16 protein-coding genes are annotated in these 14684 nt (G+C 47.4%); 10 read left to right on the top strand and 6 right to left on the bottom strand.

Features of this window, described 5'->3' with window-relative positions; genetic code table 11:
* Positions 1 to 5: 5 nt before the first annotated feature.
* The 5 genes from JSU04_08970 to JSU04_08950 all read left to right on the top strand — a co-directional run bounded on the left by JSU04_08970 (position 6) and on the right by JSU04_08950 (position 5239).
* Positions 6 to 1208 (top strand): molybdopterin oxidoreductase, encoded by a 1203-nt coding sequence (locus JSU04_08970; GenBank protein ID MBS1970428.1) that lies wholly within the window; start codon positions 6 to 8, stop codon positions 1206 to 1208.
* Between the two features lie 314 nt (positions 1209 to 1522).
* The gene (locus tag JSU04_08965) at positions 1523 to 3106 is read left to right on the top strand and encodes an SH3 domain-containing protein (GenBank protein MBS1970427.1); all 1584 of its coding nucleotides are present in this window, start codon (positions 1523 to 1525) and stop codon (positions 3104 to 3106) included.
* 9 nt (positions 3107 to 3115) lie between these two features.
* Entirely contained in the window at positions 3116 to 3892 is a 777-nt protein-coding gene (locus tag JSU04_08960) for a hypothetical protein (GenBank protein ID MBS1970426.1), read from the top strand.
* 17 nt (positions 3893 to 3909) lie between these two features.
* Positions 3910 to 4653 carry an EI24 domain-containing protein gene (locus JSU04_08955; protein MBS1970425.1) on the top strand — a complete coding sequence of 248 codons (744 nt, stop codon included), beginning with the start codon at positions 3910 to 3912 and terminating at the stop codon, positions 4651 to 4653.
* A 22-nt stretch (positions 4654 to 4675) separates the two neighbouring features.
* Positions 4676 to 5239, top strand: coding sequence for a hypothetical protein (locus tag JSU04_08950; GenBank protein ID MBS1970424.1), 564 nt, complete (start codon positions 4676 to 4678; stop codon positions 5237 to 5239).
* Here JSU04_08950 and JSU04_08945 read toward each other — a convergent pair.
* From JSU04_08945 to JSU04_08935, 3 genes are all read right to left on the bottom strand, one after another.
* Positions 5229 to 5828 (bottom strand): histidine phosphatase family protein, encoded by a 600-nt coding sequence (locus JSU04_08945; protein MBS1970423.1) that lies wholly within the window; start codon positions 5826 to 5828, stop codon positions 5229 to 5231. The two genes, JSU04_08950 and JSU04_08945, sit on opposite strands and share 11 nt — an antisense overlap.
* Before the next feature lie 10 nt (positions 5829 to 5838).
* Positions 5839 to 6540 carry a DUF4360 domain-containing protein gene (locus JSU04_08940; GenBank protein ID MBS1970422.1) on the bottom strand — a complete coding sequence of 234 codons (702 nt, stop codon included), beginning with the start codon at positions 6538 to 6540 and terminating at the stop codon, positions 5839 to 5841.
* Between the two features lie 90 nt (positions 6541 to 6630).
* A complete protein-coding gene (locus tag JSU04_08935; GenBank protein ID MBS1970421.1) occupies positions 6631 to 7767 on the bottom strand; it encodes a PAS domain-containing protein in 1137 nt (378 codons plus the stop codon).
* Positions 7768 to 7953: 186 nt separating this feature from the next.
* Between JSU04_08935 and JSU04_08930 the strand changes: the two genes are divergently transcribed.
* Genes JSU04_08930 through pstB form a run of 4 tightly spaced genes read left to right on the top strand, consistent with a single transcriptional unit; the run spans position 7954 to position 11642 of the window.
* Complete coding sequence (locus tag JSU04_08930) at positions 7954 to 8958, top strand: PstS family phosphate ABC transporter substrate-binding protein (GenBank protein ID MBS1970420.1); 1005 nt, start codon at positions 7954 to 7956, stop codon at positions 8956 to 8958.
* 12 nt (positions 8959 to 8970) lie between these two features.
* A complete protein-coding gene (gene pstC, locus JSU04_08925) occupies positions 8971 to 9915 on the top strand; it encodes a phosphate ABC transporter permease subunit PstC (protein MBS1970419.1) in 945 nt (314 codons plus the stop codon).
* Positions 9916 to 9917: 2 nt separating this feature from the next.
* On the top strand, positions 9918 to 10856 hold the full coding sequence (pstA, locus tag JSU04_08920; GenBank protein MBS1970418.1) for a phosphate ABC transporter permease PstA: 939 nt from the start codon (positions 9918 to 9920) through the stop codon (positions 10854 to 10856).
* An 18-nt stretch (positions 10857 to 10874) separates the two neighbouring features.
* A complete protein-coding gene (gene pstB / locus JSU04_08915) occupies positions 10875 to 11642 on the top strand; it encodes a phosphate ABC transporter ATP-binding protein (protein ID MBS1970417.1) in 768 nt (255 codons plus the stop codon).
* A gap of 9 nt (positions 11643 to 11651) precedes the next feature.
* Here pstB and JSU04_08910 read toward each other — a convergent pair whose 3' ends face one another.
* Entirely contained in the window at positions 11652 to 11978 is a 327-nt protein-coding gene (locus tag JSU04_08910) for a helix-turn-helix transcriptional regulator (GenBank protein ID MBS1970416.1), read from the bottom strand.
* Positions 11979 to 12587: 609 nt separating this feature from the next.
* Here JSU04_08910 and JSU04_08905 point away from each other — a divergent pair.
* Positions 12588 to 12854: a YheU family protein gene (locus JSU04_08905; protein ID MBS1970415.1), complete on the top strand. Its 267-nt coding sequence runs from the start codon at positions 12588 to 12590 to the stop codon at positions 12852 to 12854.
* On the opposite strand, the gene JSU04_08900 is transcribed toward JSU04_08905, so the two are convergent.
* Both JSU04_08900 and JSU04_08895 read right to left on the bottom strand, forming a co-directional pair.
* A complete protein-coding gene (locus JSU04_08900; GenBank protein MBS1970414.1) occupies positions 12848 to 13759 on the bottom strand; it encodes a hypothetical protein in 912 nt (303 codons plus the stop codon). The genes JSU04_08905 and JSU04_08900 overlap by 7 nt on opposite strands.
* Before the next feature lie 136 nt (positions 13760 to 13895).
* Positions 13896 to 14582: a tail fiber protein gene (locus tag JSU04_08895; protein MBS1970413.1), complete on the bottom strand. Its 687-nt coding sequence runs from the start codon at positions 14580 to 14582 to the stop codon at positions 13896 to 13898.
* Positions 14583 to 14684 lie beyond the last annotated feature (102 nt).

The following is a 14684-nucleotide window of genomic DNA, read 5'->3' as shown; positions in this document are numbered from 1 at the left end:
TAGATATGGCAGCATCAAATCACCACCACGATCTTCACGTTGGTAAATTCCAGGCTCCAAAAGCTCTGCAAATGACCAGCTACGTTTTCATCGCAATCGGTCTGATTACATTCATCTTCGGTCTTTTGAAAAACCAAGACAGAATGTGGACTTCTTACTTAGTTGCATTCTTCTTCTTTGCCTGTGTTGGCTTGGGCGGCCTTTTCTGGTCGGCAATCCAAAACTTGGCTAAAGCCGGCTGGAGTGTGTCTGTTCGCCGTTACGCTGAGGGTATGACTGCTTATATCCCAGTGATGGTTGTAACAAGCTTGATCCTTCTCTTGGGTTTGAAATACCTCTACCCATGGGCTGACCACGAGAGAGTGGCTGAGAGCGCTCTTTTGCAAACTAAAACAACTTACTTGAACACCACATTCTTGGTGATCCGTTTGTTGGTTTTCGGTTTGGGGATGGTTGCTTTCCGCCAAGTCTTGGTTGGAAATTCACTTAAGCAAGATAAGTCTGGCGATGAGTCTTTGACTCATAAAAACGTTGGTTACTCTATCGGCTTCACCTTATTCTTCGCGATCACGTTCTCTTTGTTCAGCGTTGATATGTTGATGTCGCTCTTGCCAACTTGGTACAGCACGATCTTCGGGATCTACTGCTTTGCAGGTTTGTTCCAGTCATTCTTTGCGATCATCATTCCAATTGCGATCTTCATGAAGCGTTCTGGTTTGGTTAAAGGCTATGTGACTGAAGACCACTACCATGACTTGGCTAAGTTCATGAAGGGTTTCACAGTATTCTGGGCTTATATTGCGTTCTCTCAATTCATGTTGATTTGGTACGCTAACATCCCTGAAGAAACTGAATACTACATCATGCGCGCTCAGAATGGCTGGATGGGTCTTTCTATGGCGTTGTTGATCTTCCGATTCATCGTTCCGTTCTTGGCTCTTCTTCCAAAAGCTGCAAAACGTAACGAGAATCACTTGTTGGTAGTTTCTGGTTTGATCCTTGTGATGCAATACCTTGATATCTACTGGATGGTTTACCCGAACTTCTACGATGGCCAAGTGACTTTCGGTCTCTGGGAAATCGGTATGTTCTTGGGTTTTGCAGGTCTCTTCTTGTTTGTTCTTTTCCGCTTCTTCACGAAGAACAGCATCGTGGCTCTGAAAGATCCTCGTATGCAAGAGGCGATCACTCACCACGTTACTTACTAGTTCCTCGTTTTGAGTGACTTTGAAAACCCGGGCTTCGTACCCGGGTTTTTTTATGCCTTGAACGAGGATTCGGAATCGGAGGAGTCTGCCTCCGGTAAGAAACCTCTAGGGCACGCCCCACAAAAAGTGCCAGGTCCTGTTTCCAGTTGCGTTGCGCAATCTGAGCTTCGGTCTTTTTTAATCAGATGAGAGTTCATCGTGTGCTTGTAGTTATGTTCTACTTAATGCGCAGCGACCAGAAACAGGACCTGGCACCTGGTCTAGACTTGGGGTGGGGGTAGTTAAGTCGATGTTTGGGGTGCCGATAGGCACTCATGGAAACAAAAAACTATTCTCTTTTTAAGACGGTTTTGGCTCTGGGCTTGGGTTTTGCGGTTGTTTCGGGAACTCCGTTTGCGGCCAGTGCGGCGACGGCGGATTACTACAAATGTAATGATCGTGTGGGTGGTGAATATAACTATGGTCGAGCTCCACAAGCCTGTAACGCCAATGCCTTTGGTGATGATAAGTATGTCACCGGCAACTACGGACAGCTCATCTATAGCGACACGGCGGCCTCGACGGAGCGTTCTCGTTATGTTGATGAGATGAATGCCGTCATTAAAGAGGCGGCTGCTTATTACCTTAAGAAACGTAAACCGACAGTATCCTCCACCGAGGTTTCTTGGTGGGTGCTCGGTATTCAAGCGACGGCCAGTCATGAGAGTTACTGGAGTCACTATCGTAAAGCCACAGATGCTCGTCTGAAGATGATGAGAGGCGATTACGGTCATGGTCATGGGATGATGCAAATTGATGACCGTGCGCACTTTCCGGCGGTTACAAACGGCACGGCTTGGAACCTCATCACCAATCTGACTTACGCGATGGATATCTTCTATAAAAACTGGGAGAAAGCTCCGTCGCAAACCTGCGTGAAGTCTGCCACGAACTACGAAGCACGCATTCGTGCTTCGTGGGCGGCCTACAATGGAGGCTCTGGCAAGATCTGCCGCTGGACGGATCCTAATGACAAGTGGGCGCAGAACGATAAAAACTTCTATACTCACTACAGTAAACGTCTTTGGGAAAAATACGGGACAAATCCGAACAAGAAAGCCTCGATTGATGTGGCTTGCTTGATTGAGAAAAAAGAAAACTGCCCAGCGCCTGGATCAGGCACGGAAGCTCCGGCCTTGAAGTCCGGCGTGCTTTATAAAAGTTCTGCAGGTCCTTACTGTGTCATTAGTAATTCAAAGGCCTCTTGTGTGACGGAGGCGCGCGATGCGATTTGCCTCAAACAAATCAGTCCCTACAGTGTTGATGAAGCAACAGCGGTGAAGGACACGGTTCTGGCAAGTTACTCGCCGGCGAATCAGGATCGTCATGCCCTTTGTAAGAGCTATGAAAGCACTCTTTATCCCGTCGGTACCAATATTGAGATTCAAAAAAATACCAATCTGCGCGCAAGCCCGGGCGGCGGTATCGTTAGTATGGTCCCTAAAGATCAAGTCGTGACCGTTCTTGATTTCGAGCTTCGGAGTGCGCCTGATAATGAGCGTTACTACAAAGTGAATTATCAAGGCAAAGAGGGTTATGTTTTCGGTGGCAATAAAACCGACTACCTTACGTGGGCGGTGGTTGCGACAAATAGCAATTTGCCAAGCACGCTTGCGAAGGCCGGCGAGTACGTGAAGGTTGTGAATTCAGCCGGCGTAAATCACAGAACGACTCCTGGTGGCACCTTGATTCGCTTAATTCCTAAGGGCACTCAGCTGCAAGTACAGGAAGTCTTCATCGAAGACAGCAACAACAAAGTCTATTACCGCGTCACTTATCAAGGTCAAACAGGGTACATTTATACGGGACTCTTATTGCCGACGGATACGACCTCCGAGTGGACAGAAGTGCAACGCTAGGAGATGGGTATGAAAAAAGACAGCTCTAAAAGCCTGACGATCGGTGCAATTGCTGTAGTCCTGCTGATGGCGTGGCAGATGCGTACACGTCCTGCGGGGACTGTGAGCTTGCCGGAGGATCTCGAGCCGGTGCAAAAGATGCAGCGTCAGCCATCGTCTCAGCCAAAAACTCCCGAGACACCAAAGCCGAAATCGGTCAGCGACCGCGAGGCTTTGCTTCAAGCAATTCGCGAAACGAAAGAGTGCTATACGACTGAAAAGTGCGACTATCCTCACACGGATCCAAAATCCTATGAAATCTCCGTGGGGCAGACGCTAAAAAGTCTTTTGAATGACTATCGTACAAAATACGGTGTTGATCCGAAGAACTCAGGCGAGATGCAAATCTTGGCCCTTGAGTTTATCAATAGCGATGACGAGTATGTTCAAGAGCAGGCGCTGAATATGTTCTCGGCTCTTCCGCCATCTTCAGAGAATTTGCAGGCCATCGTTCAAGCCATGGGTGACACTACGGATCCTCTTTTGGTCGATCAAGCCATGAATGAGATGAAACGTTATGTGGGAACTTCGGAAGAAGCGACGGTTCATACTTATTTGCGCGATCTTCTCGGTCAGGGGAGTGTGTTTTCATCTGAAGCGGCGGCGAAAAAGATCTTGTCATTTATCAACTCGCAGAGCTATCCGGGGTATGAGGGCTTGGCTCGTAGCATGCCGTCAAACTCAACGACGGCTCAGAGTTTGCGCACAGCTCTTGACGAGTACCGTCGCTTGCAAACCGGCGGCTAAAAGAGTACAAAATTTCAATGAATAAAGTTTTTAGAGCGCTGAAACAATCCTTCGAAGCTTGTCTTGATATAAGGATTTTGATTTTAGTATTCGTGCCTTTTTTACTCGCGCTCGTTATTGCCGCAATCGTTTTTTTCACAGCCGGCACTTGGTGGATTGCCACCGCAAGCGGTGCTTTTCAACATTCATGGGTTTCAGAATACGTTTCTCAGAAATGGCAGATTCTCAGTGAGGGAACTCTGTCGTCCGTCTCTTACATCGTGATGATGCTTGTCGCAATGCTGGTGATTCTGCCATTTTCGTATTTGCTCGCGATTTTGCTTGTGTCGATGGTTTTACTTCCATTTATTTTACGAATCATTGAGAAGAAAGATTTCCCGAATCTTCAAAAACTCCGCGGTGGGAGTAACTTTGTCAGCGTCATGAATTCACTGAAAGTGGGATTCATCTATTTCGCACTTTTGATGGTCTCATTGCCGCTGTGGTTGCTGCCGGGTTTTGCTATTGCTATCCCTGTGATCTTAAGCGCGTATTTAAATAAGAATATTTTTGTTTACGATGTGCTACAGGATTATGCGAGTGCGGATGAACGCAAGCGTCTAGAACGTGAAAATCGTGGCTATCTTTACGTCTTGGGCATCATCTTAGGATTTATGAACTACTTGCCCTTGGCCTTCGTCGTGGTGCCGACATTTGCCAGTCTAGCTTATAGCTATTTTTGCTTGAACGCTCTGAAAGACCTACGCGAAAATAGACCTTGATCTATTAGCGTTAGGAGCCAACGTGATTTTTCAAGGATTGAAACTTCAGTTATCAGCCGCTGTCTTATTGTCTCTCGTCGGATGCGCAAGCACTTCGTCTGTAACAACAAACACCCCACCAGCTATTGCGCCAGTATCCACCGTGGCCGCAGTAGAAACTGCAAAGCCAGAAGCACCGATTGAAATCACGCGCACGCTTCCGAAGAAAGCGTCTGTTGATAATTATCTTATCTGTAAAGCGAGCAAGAAGCGTTTTCACTATGACTGGAGCGCGGGCACGAACGGCCAAGGTTTGATTGATCAAAACAATATCCGTTACGAATTCCGTTCGGCAAGCAAGCCTGCCGGGGATCGCGGTGAAAACTTGAAGGTTGGTGAGTGTGGTTGGGCCGGGGAAGCCCTCGCAGAAAAAACAGCAGCAAAAACGCGAAAATCACAAAAATCACAAGTGGTCTTCAATAGTCTTTCTGATGAAGTTACTCAGACATTTTACAAAATGAAAACGGGCAAAGTCTTTAGAGTGCCGGTTCGCCAAACCAAGAATGGTCTTATCGCTAATCCTGGCGGCGTCAGCGTTATACGCTAGGATCGTGAATCAAGCCATGGAAGTGAAGACGCTCTTCCTTCCATTCGACTTCGTAGATCCCGCAATTTGGAATTGGTAAAAGCTCTGTATAGTCCGGTCGCAAATGATGAGCCAAGCGACGAATCAGAAGGCCGTGGGTGCAAACCGCGGCCTTTTTAAATTCATGATTCAAAAACAAATATTTTAAATTATCGATGATTCTTTGAAGCGATTGTTGGTGAGTTTCGCCACCTGGAAATGCGTAGTTCGCCTTGGGGTCTAAGGAAATCCACCTCTGCCAAGCTTCTGCGCCATGCTTTGCAACGATCTCAGGTTCAGTGCTGCCTTCGATCGAGCCAAGATTCACCTCACGCAGGCCCTCTAGCTTGATAATACTTTTGGAGCTTGTGGCAATCTCCGCCGTTTGAAAAGCACGATCTAAATCACTGCTAAATACTTTTTCAACGGGATTATTGAGGAAAAAACTCTGAATCGAGCGCGCTTGGTTGCGGCCGAGTTCGTTTAAGGGGATGTTTGTGTGCCCCTGCATTTTACGTTGAACATTCCAATCTGTTTGGCCATGGCGAATAAGATAAAGGCTTCGTTTCATTCCTTAAGTATTACTTTAAACCGGCTTTACGTCCACAGCGTTTCCATTCTAATTGGAAATCCTGCTTAAGGCTCACGTCAGCGCTATCAAGACTCAAGATCGCAGTTTCGCGGTCAGCCCCGTTACGACGTTGCTCCTTGAGTGGGTAACGCAAAACCATGTGCGAGCCTAAACGAAGACGAATGTTCGGAGGACCGCACGGAGTAAACGGTCTTTCCTGGGCGGATTGTTCTAAACGAAAAAAATAATCCTGATCGAGAGGACCTTGTAGCGGAGCTTCTCTCAGCATCACAGTTTGCATGCCGTCCGTGCGATAAGAAAAGCGGTGCCTTGCGATGGCGCCCACGGGGAGGTGTGCATAGCCGCGGTAATCCACCGACTTTACCGACAGAGCCCAGCCTGCAGGCGTTTCAATCTCAACCCGGATCTGGCAGTTTTTGTTCACCAAAATATTATTGGGGTCCGGAGTGCCGGCGCCGAGTTCAAGATTAAAATTGGAAAACAAAACGGAAAGATCCATCAAGTCCGGAGAAAGGCTCACGGCAGTCTGAGTCGCCTCGCAGCCAGTTCCGTCGGTTTGGACTGAAAGAATACGGGCGCGTTCTGGCACCTCTGCAGATTGACCTAACGCCATTTCTGTCGCGAGCAGAATCAACAGAAACAGAAAAGCTCCGTTCACAGCGATGAGTAATTCTTTCCAAGCCGGTTTCATTGCAAAAACTCCTTCAAGGTGACTTTTTTAGTCACGCACAGAGGGGGTTATTGCAAATGAAGGGCCTTCTTTTTTGGAGTCAAAATGACATCAACGAGGTTGTGCTTTAGGGATGCTGATAACGAATCGAGTGTTCTGGCTTGAGCGGTCGTAGGTCAGTTTGCCGTGATGCTTGTTCACGATTTCAGCTGCGATACAAAGTCCCAAGCCCATGCCTTTGCCGATTTCTTTTGTCGAGAAAAACGGCAGCATCATCTTGTCAGCGATGTCGTCAGAAATGCCATGACCGGAGTCGGTGACGTGAATTTCGATGTCCTGATCTTTATCAAAAGCTTCGATCAAAATCCATTTGTCAGAAAGACCCATGATGGCGTCGTGGGCATTATTGAAAATACTTAAAAGAGCTTCTTCAATTTGAGTCAGGCGGCATTCAAACTCGAGGTGCTCCGGAATGGCTCCGAGGCGCACGTCAATGCCATGATTGTAGAAACGAACTTTGCAAAAATCGAGGGTCTCTTGAATGAGCTCGTGCACATTGATTTTATCTACGGGATCGCTTTCTTGGCCGTGCGCAAACGCGCGTAGAGATTTGATGATCTTTGCAATCTTGTCGCCGGTTTTACTGATGCTCTCCGCCGCTGATTTAATCTTTGCAGCATCGAGGTTGCCGTTTTCGCACATCTGTTGCAGCTGGAAGGAGCGCGCTTGAATCACCGTGAGAGGATTATTGATTTCGTGGGCGATACCGCTTGAGATCTCGCCGAGGACCGCCATCCGAGAGGCGCTCAAGAGGCGGTTTTTTTGATCTTCGATCAGTTTTTGTCTGAGAACATCTTGCGTGATATCGCGAGCAAGGCCGTAAATTTTAAGTCTGCCATCAGGAAGAAGGCCGTCGACTCCTGCATGCATTTCAATGTAATGAAGGTCTCCGTTTGGCCAGATAAAGCGATAAGTGAATGAGACAGTTCTTCCGACGGTTGCTTTATCAAAGATGTGCGCCACTTTTGCGCTGATATCGGACTGATCTTCGGGGTGGAGGTGTTTGAAGTACCACTCCATCACATCGCCCTTATAATCCGCAGGGACACCATGCATGGCACGAACTTCGTCGTCCCACTTGACGTCAGCTCCCACAAGAGGAGTTTTAGAAAGTGTGGATTCCCAAACGCCCATGCGTGCAGTTTTTAAGCATAGATTCAAATGGTTTAAGGCATTATTTTCCGTCATTGGTATCACATCTTAATGTAAAACTTCATCGAGGAGGGGATTTTACTTTAGAGGCTGCTTGGGGTGACGCTTTATTCGAGATAAGGCGTAAAAAGTGATAACGCAGCCCGAAATAATCCTAATAAAACCCTAACAAGACGAAGGGAAATCACGGTGATACTGTGGCTGCAAATTTACGAGGTGTCTATGAAATTGTTCAGTGGTGCAATATTTAGCGCAATTCTTTTGTTTGCTGGTGTTCACGCCAAAGCTCAGTCTGTGATCAACATTGATGGATCAAGTACTGTATTCCCAATTACTGAAGGGATGGCAGAAGAGTTCCAAGCGGCACAAAAAGGCAAAGTTCGTGTCACTGTGGGTGTTTCAGGCACTGGTGGCGGCTTCAAAAAATTCTGCCGCGGCGAAACAGACATTCAAGATGCTTCGCGCCCCATTCAATCTGCTGAAATGGAAACTTGCAAAAAAGCGGGGATCAAATACATCGAGCTTCCAGTGGCTTTCGATGCGATCGCAATCACTGTAAATCCTAAAAATACTTGGTTGAAAGAAATCACAGTAGAAGAACTCAAAAAAATGTGGGAGCCCGAAGCTCAAGGAAAGATCACGACTTGGAAACAAGTTAATCCAGCTTGGCCAGATCAGCCTTTGAAACTCTTCGGCCCAGGTTCTGACAACGGAACTTTCGATTACTTCACTGAAGCTGTTGTTGGTAAATCTAAAGCAAGCCGCGGTGACTACGCTTCAAGTGCAAACCACAATACGGCAGCAGCCGGTGTTGCGGCTGACAAAAACGGTTTGGCTTACACAGGTCTTGCTTATTATGAAGAATCAAAAGGTAAATTGAAGCTTGTTCCAGTTGTGGGCGGTGACAAATCTCCTATGAAGAACAAGGCCGTAACACCTTCGAAAGAAACTGTGGAAACCGGTGCTTACTTCCCACTGTCTCGTCCTATCTTTATCTATGTGAGCGAAGCTTCTTTGAAGAAGACCGAAGTTCAAGATTTCGTAAAATTTTACTTAAAGAACGCTCCAAGCATCGTTTCTCAGGTGAAATATGTTCCGCTCCCAGCTAAAGTATACGAAATGGCCTTGGGCCACGTAGAAAAGAAAAAATTGGGAACAGTTTTCGGCGGTCACTCAGAGATCGGTTTGAAAATCGAAGAACTTATGAAAAAGGAAGCTGTACAGTAATTACAGTCAACGATGCCAAAAAGTAGTAATTCGCGAAAGCTTTCAGAATTCACTGCCGCCAACCATCCGGTTCGGCGGCTTCGTCGTTTAAAAGAACGATCGATTGAGGCGATTTTATTCGCTGCTGCAGCCTCTAGTGTCCTTGTCACTGTGGGGATCGTCTTTATTTTGGTGTCGGAGGCTTTGCCATTTTTCCAAACGGTTTCGTTGAAGCAGTTCTTCGGTGATACCGAGTGGACTCCGCTTTTTGATAATGCTCACTATGGGATCTGGCCGCTTCTCTGTGGCACCTTCCTGACAACCTTCATTGCACTTTTGGTAGCGATCCCACTTGGAACGATCACGGCGGCTTACTTGAGCGAGTACTCGGCACCTCGCGCCCGTGAAATTTTAAAACCAATTCTTGAGATGCTGGCCGCGGTTCCGACGGTTGTTTATGGCTTCTTCGCTTTGACTTTTGTCACGCCATTGCTTCAGAAGGTTTTCCCAGAAATGGGCGGCTTTAATGTTCTGAGTGCGGGACTTGTGATGGGGATCATGATTGTTCCTTACGTGAGCTCCCTCAGCGAAGACGCGATGAGAAGTGTTGCAAATCATCTTCGTGAGGCCTCTTTTGCCATGGGAGCTTCACGCTTTCAGACGGTGTTTCGTGTGGTGATTCCTTCGGCTTTCTCCGGCGTGACCTCGGCTTACATTCTGGGAATTTCGCGCGCCTTGGGTGAAACCATGGTCGTGGCAATCGCGGCGGGTCTTCAGCCGAATTTGACACTGAATCCTCTGGAACCTTCAGCCACGATCACGGCGTTTATCGTGCAGGTTAGCATGGGTGATTTGCCTTATGGCTCTCTTGGTTATCGCTCTATCTATGTGGCGGGTTTAACTTTGCTGATTGTGACTTTAAGTTTTAATATTTTAGGTATGTGGCTTCGTAAGAAGTACTCCGAGACGGGAGGCTAGGGATGCAATCATTGACTGCGCCTCAGCGCGACCAGGAAGAGCTTTTAGGAAATATCCGAGGACGTAAATTCCGCGACCGTCTTTTTGCGTTTGCGGGCCTAATGTCTTTGCTTTTTGCTTTGATTACTTTGCTGGCTCTTGTCGTTGATCTTGCGATGACGGGTGGGCCGAGACTTTCTTACGAGTTCTTTACGAACTTCCCTTCGCGCTTTGCCGAGCGTGCCGGTATTTTGTCGGCCTGGGTGGGGAGTCTTTGCATTATGCTGACCACCGCATTCTGCGCGATTCCTGTCGGAGTTGCGGCGGGTACGTATTTGGAAGAGTACGCTCCGAAAAACTGGGTCACTCAGTTGATTGAGTTGAATATTTTAAATCTAGCGGGAATTCCATCGATCACTTTTGGTCTGATGGCGCTGGGGATTTTCGTTTACAAGCTTGGCCTTGGTCACAGTATTTTGACGGCGGGCCTCACCTTAGGGCTGTTGGTTTTGCCGATTGTGATCGTGACCACGCGTGAAGCAATCCGGGCGATTCCGAACTCGATCCGCGAGGCGAGTTACGCTGTGGGTGCGAGTAAGTGGCAGACGATTCGGTATCACATCCTGCCGTACTCTTCAGGCGGTATTATGACGGGCGTGATTATCTCTCTGTCGCGCGCGATCGGCGAGACCGCGCCGATTATCACAATTGGGGCATTGACGTTTGTGGCTTTCTTGCCGACGTCGCCAGTGAAGCCGGACTTTCCTTTTGTGAGTTTCCAGTGGTTGAAGGATCCTTTCACGGCTTTGCCGATTCAGATGTTTAACTGGCTCTCGCGTCCGCAAGAGGAGTTCCACGTGAACGCGGCGGCGACGGGGATTGTCCTGCTCTTGATGACTTTGCTGCTTAACGGGATTGCGATTTATATCCGCTACCGTTTCCGCAAGAAGATGAAGTGGTAATTTATGAATACGAAACAGATGCCGGCGTCCTTGCGCGCGGAAGTTAAAAACTTAAATTTCTTCTATGGCCCTAAGCAGGTTTTAAAGAGCGTGTCTTTGCCGATTTATGAAAACCGTATGACGGCATTGATCGGTCCTTCAGGCTGTGGCAAAACCACGCTTTTGCGTTGTTTTAACCGTATGCATGATTTGTATGCGACGGCGAACTACCAGGGCGAGATCGTTCTTCATCCGGGTGCACGCAATATCTTGGGTAAAGAGATTGATCCGATGGAAGTGCGCATGCGTATCGGCATGGTTTTCCAAAAGCCAAATCCATTTCCGAAGACGATCTTTGAAAACGTGGCGTACGGTTTAAAAGTCCGTGGCGTGCGTAAGAAGAGCTTCATCGAAGAGCGCGTAGTAAAATCTTTGCAGCAGGCGGGTCTGTGGAACGAAGTGAAGGACCGTTTGAATTCGCATGCAACGGATATGTCGGGCGGTCAGCAGCAGCGCCTGTGTATCGCACGTGCTTTGGCGACGGAGCCAGAGATTTTGCTTCTCGATGAACCAACAAGCGCCTTGGATCCGATTTCAACAGCACATATCGAAGAATTGATTACAGAATTAAAGCGTGAAATCACGATCGTGATGGTGACCCATAACTTGCATCAAGCAGCGCGGACGGCGGACTATACGGCGTACATGTACTTGGGCGAAGTGATCGAGTTCGGCGATACGGATCAGATCTTTACGACTCCGAACGACACGCGTACGGAGAACTACATCACAGGACGTTTCGGCTAGTTGTTCACTTCATTTCCCATTGGCAACGCGTTTTTTTAGAAAGGCTTCGGCTTTTTTCTCGATTTGCCGAACTTCGGAGTTTTTTTCATATTTGCCGTTGGGGAAGAGGAGATCGGCGGGATGGGTCTTTAGTGCGACGGCGAAAATGACGGCGTAATGCGCAGTCAGATCAAGTCGTCCATTCTCTAGGGCGCTTATATTGGTTCTTGCGATGCCGGTAATTTCTTGAAGATCGTCTTGAGAAATCCCATTTTTAATCCTGAGTGCTCTAAGGGCTTCGCCCGGAGAAAGATCTTCATCTAAAATATCATGGAGTACTTTTCTCATATCTTTCATGGGCACCTCTACTTTCTGTAGTTGTGATCTGCTGTGACTCGATGAACTTCGACAATAACCGTGGTTTCGAAAACTCGGTAAATCACTCTTCCAGATTTACTAAAGGCAGAAGATCTATAACCTCGCCAGGTTCGTTCTAATGCATGGTCATGCCATTCTCTAGAGCTAGCAATATGATCTGGGCCAAATTCTTCCATCTCATCCACCCAGCGCAGGAGAGCCTTAATATCACTTTTTGTGATAGATCCGTTGATTAGAAGCTGATGTAGCTCAGTCTCTGACTTTGGTAGTTATTCTAACTTTCCAGCTAGGCATAAAAACCTAACGTATATAAAAATATACCGTATTTTAATTTATACGTCAATAGGATTTGTATTTGAGATATAAAAGACTTCATAGCGGCCTTGAATAGCAACGAGCGTGCCTGAGAAGGGGCTATTCAAGGCTCTTTGAATGAGGAATTGACCGGATTTCGAAATGTCTATCCGGAATATGAGCTATATCCGATATAGTTCCCATATTTGTGGTGCGGGGCTTCAGGGACGTCATGAAGAGGAGCGTAGTAGCTTCTTTGGTGAAAAGGGCGAAGGTGTCTGATACTGTGACTCTATGGATATCGAAAAAGAATCACAACCCCCAGTCGAAGTTCCTTTGGATGCCTTAAACGAGGATACCATCCGCGCGATCATCGAGAGCTTCATTCTGCGCGAAGGCACAGATTACGGCCGCGAAGAAGTGGGTTTCGAAACGAAAGTCACACAGGTCGAAAAGCAACTCGCAAAGGGCGACGTAAAGATTGTGTTTGATCCGAATACGGAGACTGTCGGCATTGTGACGGCTCACGAGTGGGCAAAGTTGCAGCGCCGTCATCAGTAATAGTCGCGATTGATAGCGACGAAAACATCCCGGGATTCAAATTTCTCTACGAGCTCCGCAATAAATTCGCGCGGAGTTTGATAAGTAAAATATTTTTCAACAAGGGGTCGGTAAAGCTCGGCAATCTCAGGATTGCCTTCGCCACCGTATTCACTGCGATGATACCAGCGAAGGGCCCCCATGACGGGATTCTTTTCTCCGAGCAGGGTGTTGCCATAATTCACAGGCCTTAAGATAGAGTAAAGATAGCGATTCAGCTCTGAGATGGGCGTCGGTTTATAGACGGCAGCCATGAGGTGTTGAATAACGATGTTGTTATCATCGACGTCGTTCTGATTTTTCTTTCGCGGAACCCAATGGTCATCTTTAAAATGCAGTGGCAGGGCTGCGAGGACGGTGCCAACAAGTTCATAAGAATCAAACACGAAGAGCAGCGGATAAAGGGGCGCGGTCCACCAGCCGCCGGCACGAATGAACTGGGCGATATTGAGGTGCATAGGATCGGGCAGTTTCGTATCGGTTTCACCTTCGCCGATGCGAAGAGTGTTTTGCGCAAAGAACCCACGCTGGGCGGTGGCTTTAAAGAGCCGCCAGAGGCGGGGATAATCTTCGTAAGCGGCACAGTAGGCGATCACAGGCAGGAGCTGATCGCGAGAGGTCGTGTCGGGATTTGAATACCATTTCAAGTGATCGGGATGCCGAACATAAATCCCTGGCTGAACTTCAAAATTATCCATCACATCGGTCGAAGCAATCCGCCGAGAAGCAGGCGGCGCGAGATAGATTTTATTGTCGGTGGAATTATATCGAAGCTTTTTACCGAAGGCATACATACCCTCACGCTGGAGGGAATCTCCCCCATCGAAATCCTTCTGGACAATGACGGAGTAAGCATCGATATACATACTCTTATTTTAGATTAGAATAAATACTCTAGGTTGAAAAATCGTGTTTTCAGAGGGGAAATGAGCTGGGTGCGAGGTGGGAGTCTCAGATTGAGACACGCGAGAGGTTAGGCGCCCTCGCGTGTTAATAAAGGATCTAGATTTTAATAATGTAAGTGAGAGAAATGTTGGCTGGACGAGTTTCTGCTCCAGCTCTTGGAGTCCCATTAGAGCCGTCGGAGTTAAGGCCCAATGTATTGCTTCGCATAGTTGTATCAGATGAAGCATTTGTCCCGAAGTTTAAGTAAGGCCCACTTCCTGTATTAGTATTTGAACCATATCCATGTGTATGTCCCTGAAGTTGGTCGTTTTGCTTAGATGCCAAAGTACCAGTGTATGAAATAGAACCGACTGTTTGTGTTCCAGCACCACGAACGAAGATACCTCTTAAGTCTGGCAGGTTGAATGTAGTAGATCCGTCTCCCGCACCATATGTTGTGCCAATAATAGCGAAAAGAGCGGAGTAGGTGGTACGGCTAACTGCTGACCCATCTGCAAGGAGGAAGCCTGTTGGAGCTGTAGAGCCAGCGAATGGAACGATAGCTCCAGAAGGCATTGAGCTCCCAGCTGTTGTACCTAATTGAGTCCAGGCAGTTGAGTCATGTCCATAAAAAGCATTGGCGCCAGAGTCAAATACGATTTCGCCAGGTTGTGGGTTTGATACATAGCTGCGATCATCAATTTGCGGGGCAATAAAGTTCAGAGACATAATGTTGCTCTGAGCGTTTACGTAAAGTGCTGAAGTGACCATCACGAAAATTGCACTAAAAATATATTTCTTCATTCTATCCTCCTTGATAGTGTTTTGTTGTCTGAAGAACATATTTTTCTGTTTATAAACTTACAATGTTTAAAACAAGAGCTAGACCTTTTGGCGACAGCGCGA

The sequence above is a fragment of the Bdellovibrionales bacterium genome, assembly GCA_018266295.1.
GTDB lineage: Bacteria > Bdellovibrionota > Bdellovibrionia > Bdellovibrionales > Bdellovibrionaceae > JACMRP01.
This window is presented reverse-complemented; position numbering and strand designations above follow the sequence as displayed.

What these genes read in the sequence shown, in the direction of transcription:
- JSU04_08970 (MBS1970428.1), top strand. Translation starts at nt 6, where the DNA reads ATGGCAGCATCAAATCACCACCACGATCTTCACGTTGGTAAATTCCAG.
- JSU04_08965 (MBS1970427.1), top strand. Translation starts at nt 1,523, where the DNA reads ATGGAAACAAAAAACTATTCTCTTTTTAAGACGGTTTTGGCTCTGGGC.
- JSU04_08960 (MBS1970426.1), top strand. Translation starts at nt 3,116, where the DNA reads ATGAAAAAAGACAGCTCTAAAAGCCTGACGATCGGTGCAATTGCTGTA.
- JSU04_08955 (MBS1970425.1), top strand. Translation starts at nt 3,910, where the DNA reads ATGAATAAAGTTTTTAGAGCGCTGAAACAATCCTTCGAAGCTTGTCTT.
- JSU04_08945 (MBS1970423.1), bottom strand. Translation starts at nt 5,828, where the DNA reads ATGAAACGAAGCCTTTATCTTATTCGCCATGGCCAAACAGATTGGAAT.
- JSU04_08940 (MBS1970422.1), bottom strand. Translation starts at nt 6,540, where the DNA reads ATGAAACCGGCTTGGAAAGAATTACTCATCGCTGTGAACGGAGCTTTT.
- JSU04_08935 (MBS1970421.1), bottom strand. Translation starts at nt 7,767, where the DNA reads ATGACGGAAAATAATGCCTTAAACCATTTGAATCTATGCTTAAAAACT.
- JSU04_08930 (MBS1970420.1), top strand. Translation starts at nt 7,954, where the DNA reads ATGAAATTGTTCAGTGGTGCAATATTTAGCGCAATTCTTTTGTTTGCT.
- pstC (MBS1970419.1), top strand. Translation starts at nt 8,971, where the DNA reads ATGCCAAAAAGTAGTAATTCGCGAAAGCTTTCAGAATTCACTGCCGCC.
- pstA (MBS1970418.1), top strand. Translation starts at nt 9,918, where the DNA reads ATGCAATCATTGACTGCGCCTCAGCGCGACCAGGAAGAGCTTTTAGGA.
- pstB (MBS1970417.1), top strand. Translation starts at nt 10,875, where the DNA reads ATGCCGGCGTCCTTGCGCGCGGAAGTTAAAAACTTAAATTTCTTCTAT.
- JSU04_08910 (MBS1970416.1), bottom strand. Translation starts at nt 11,978, where the DNA reads ATGAAAGATATGAGAAAAGTACTCCATGATATTTTAGATGAAGATCTT.
- JSU04_08905 (MBS1970415.1), top strand. Translation starts at nt 12,588, where the DNA reads ATGGATATCGAAAAAGAATCACAACCCCCAGTCGAAGTTCCTTTGGAT.
- JSU04_08900 (MBS1970414.1), bottom strand. Translation starts at nt 13,759, where the DNA reads ATGTATATCGATGCTTACTCCGTCATTGTCCAGAAGGATTTCGATGGG.
- JSU04_08895 (MBS1970413.1), bottom strand. Translation starts at nt 14,582, where the DNA reads ATGAAGAAATATATTTTTAGTGCAATTTTCGTGATGGTCACTTCAGCA.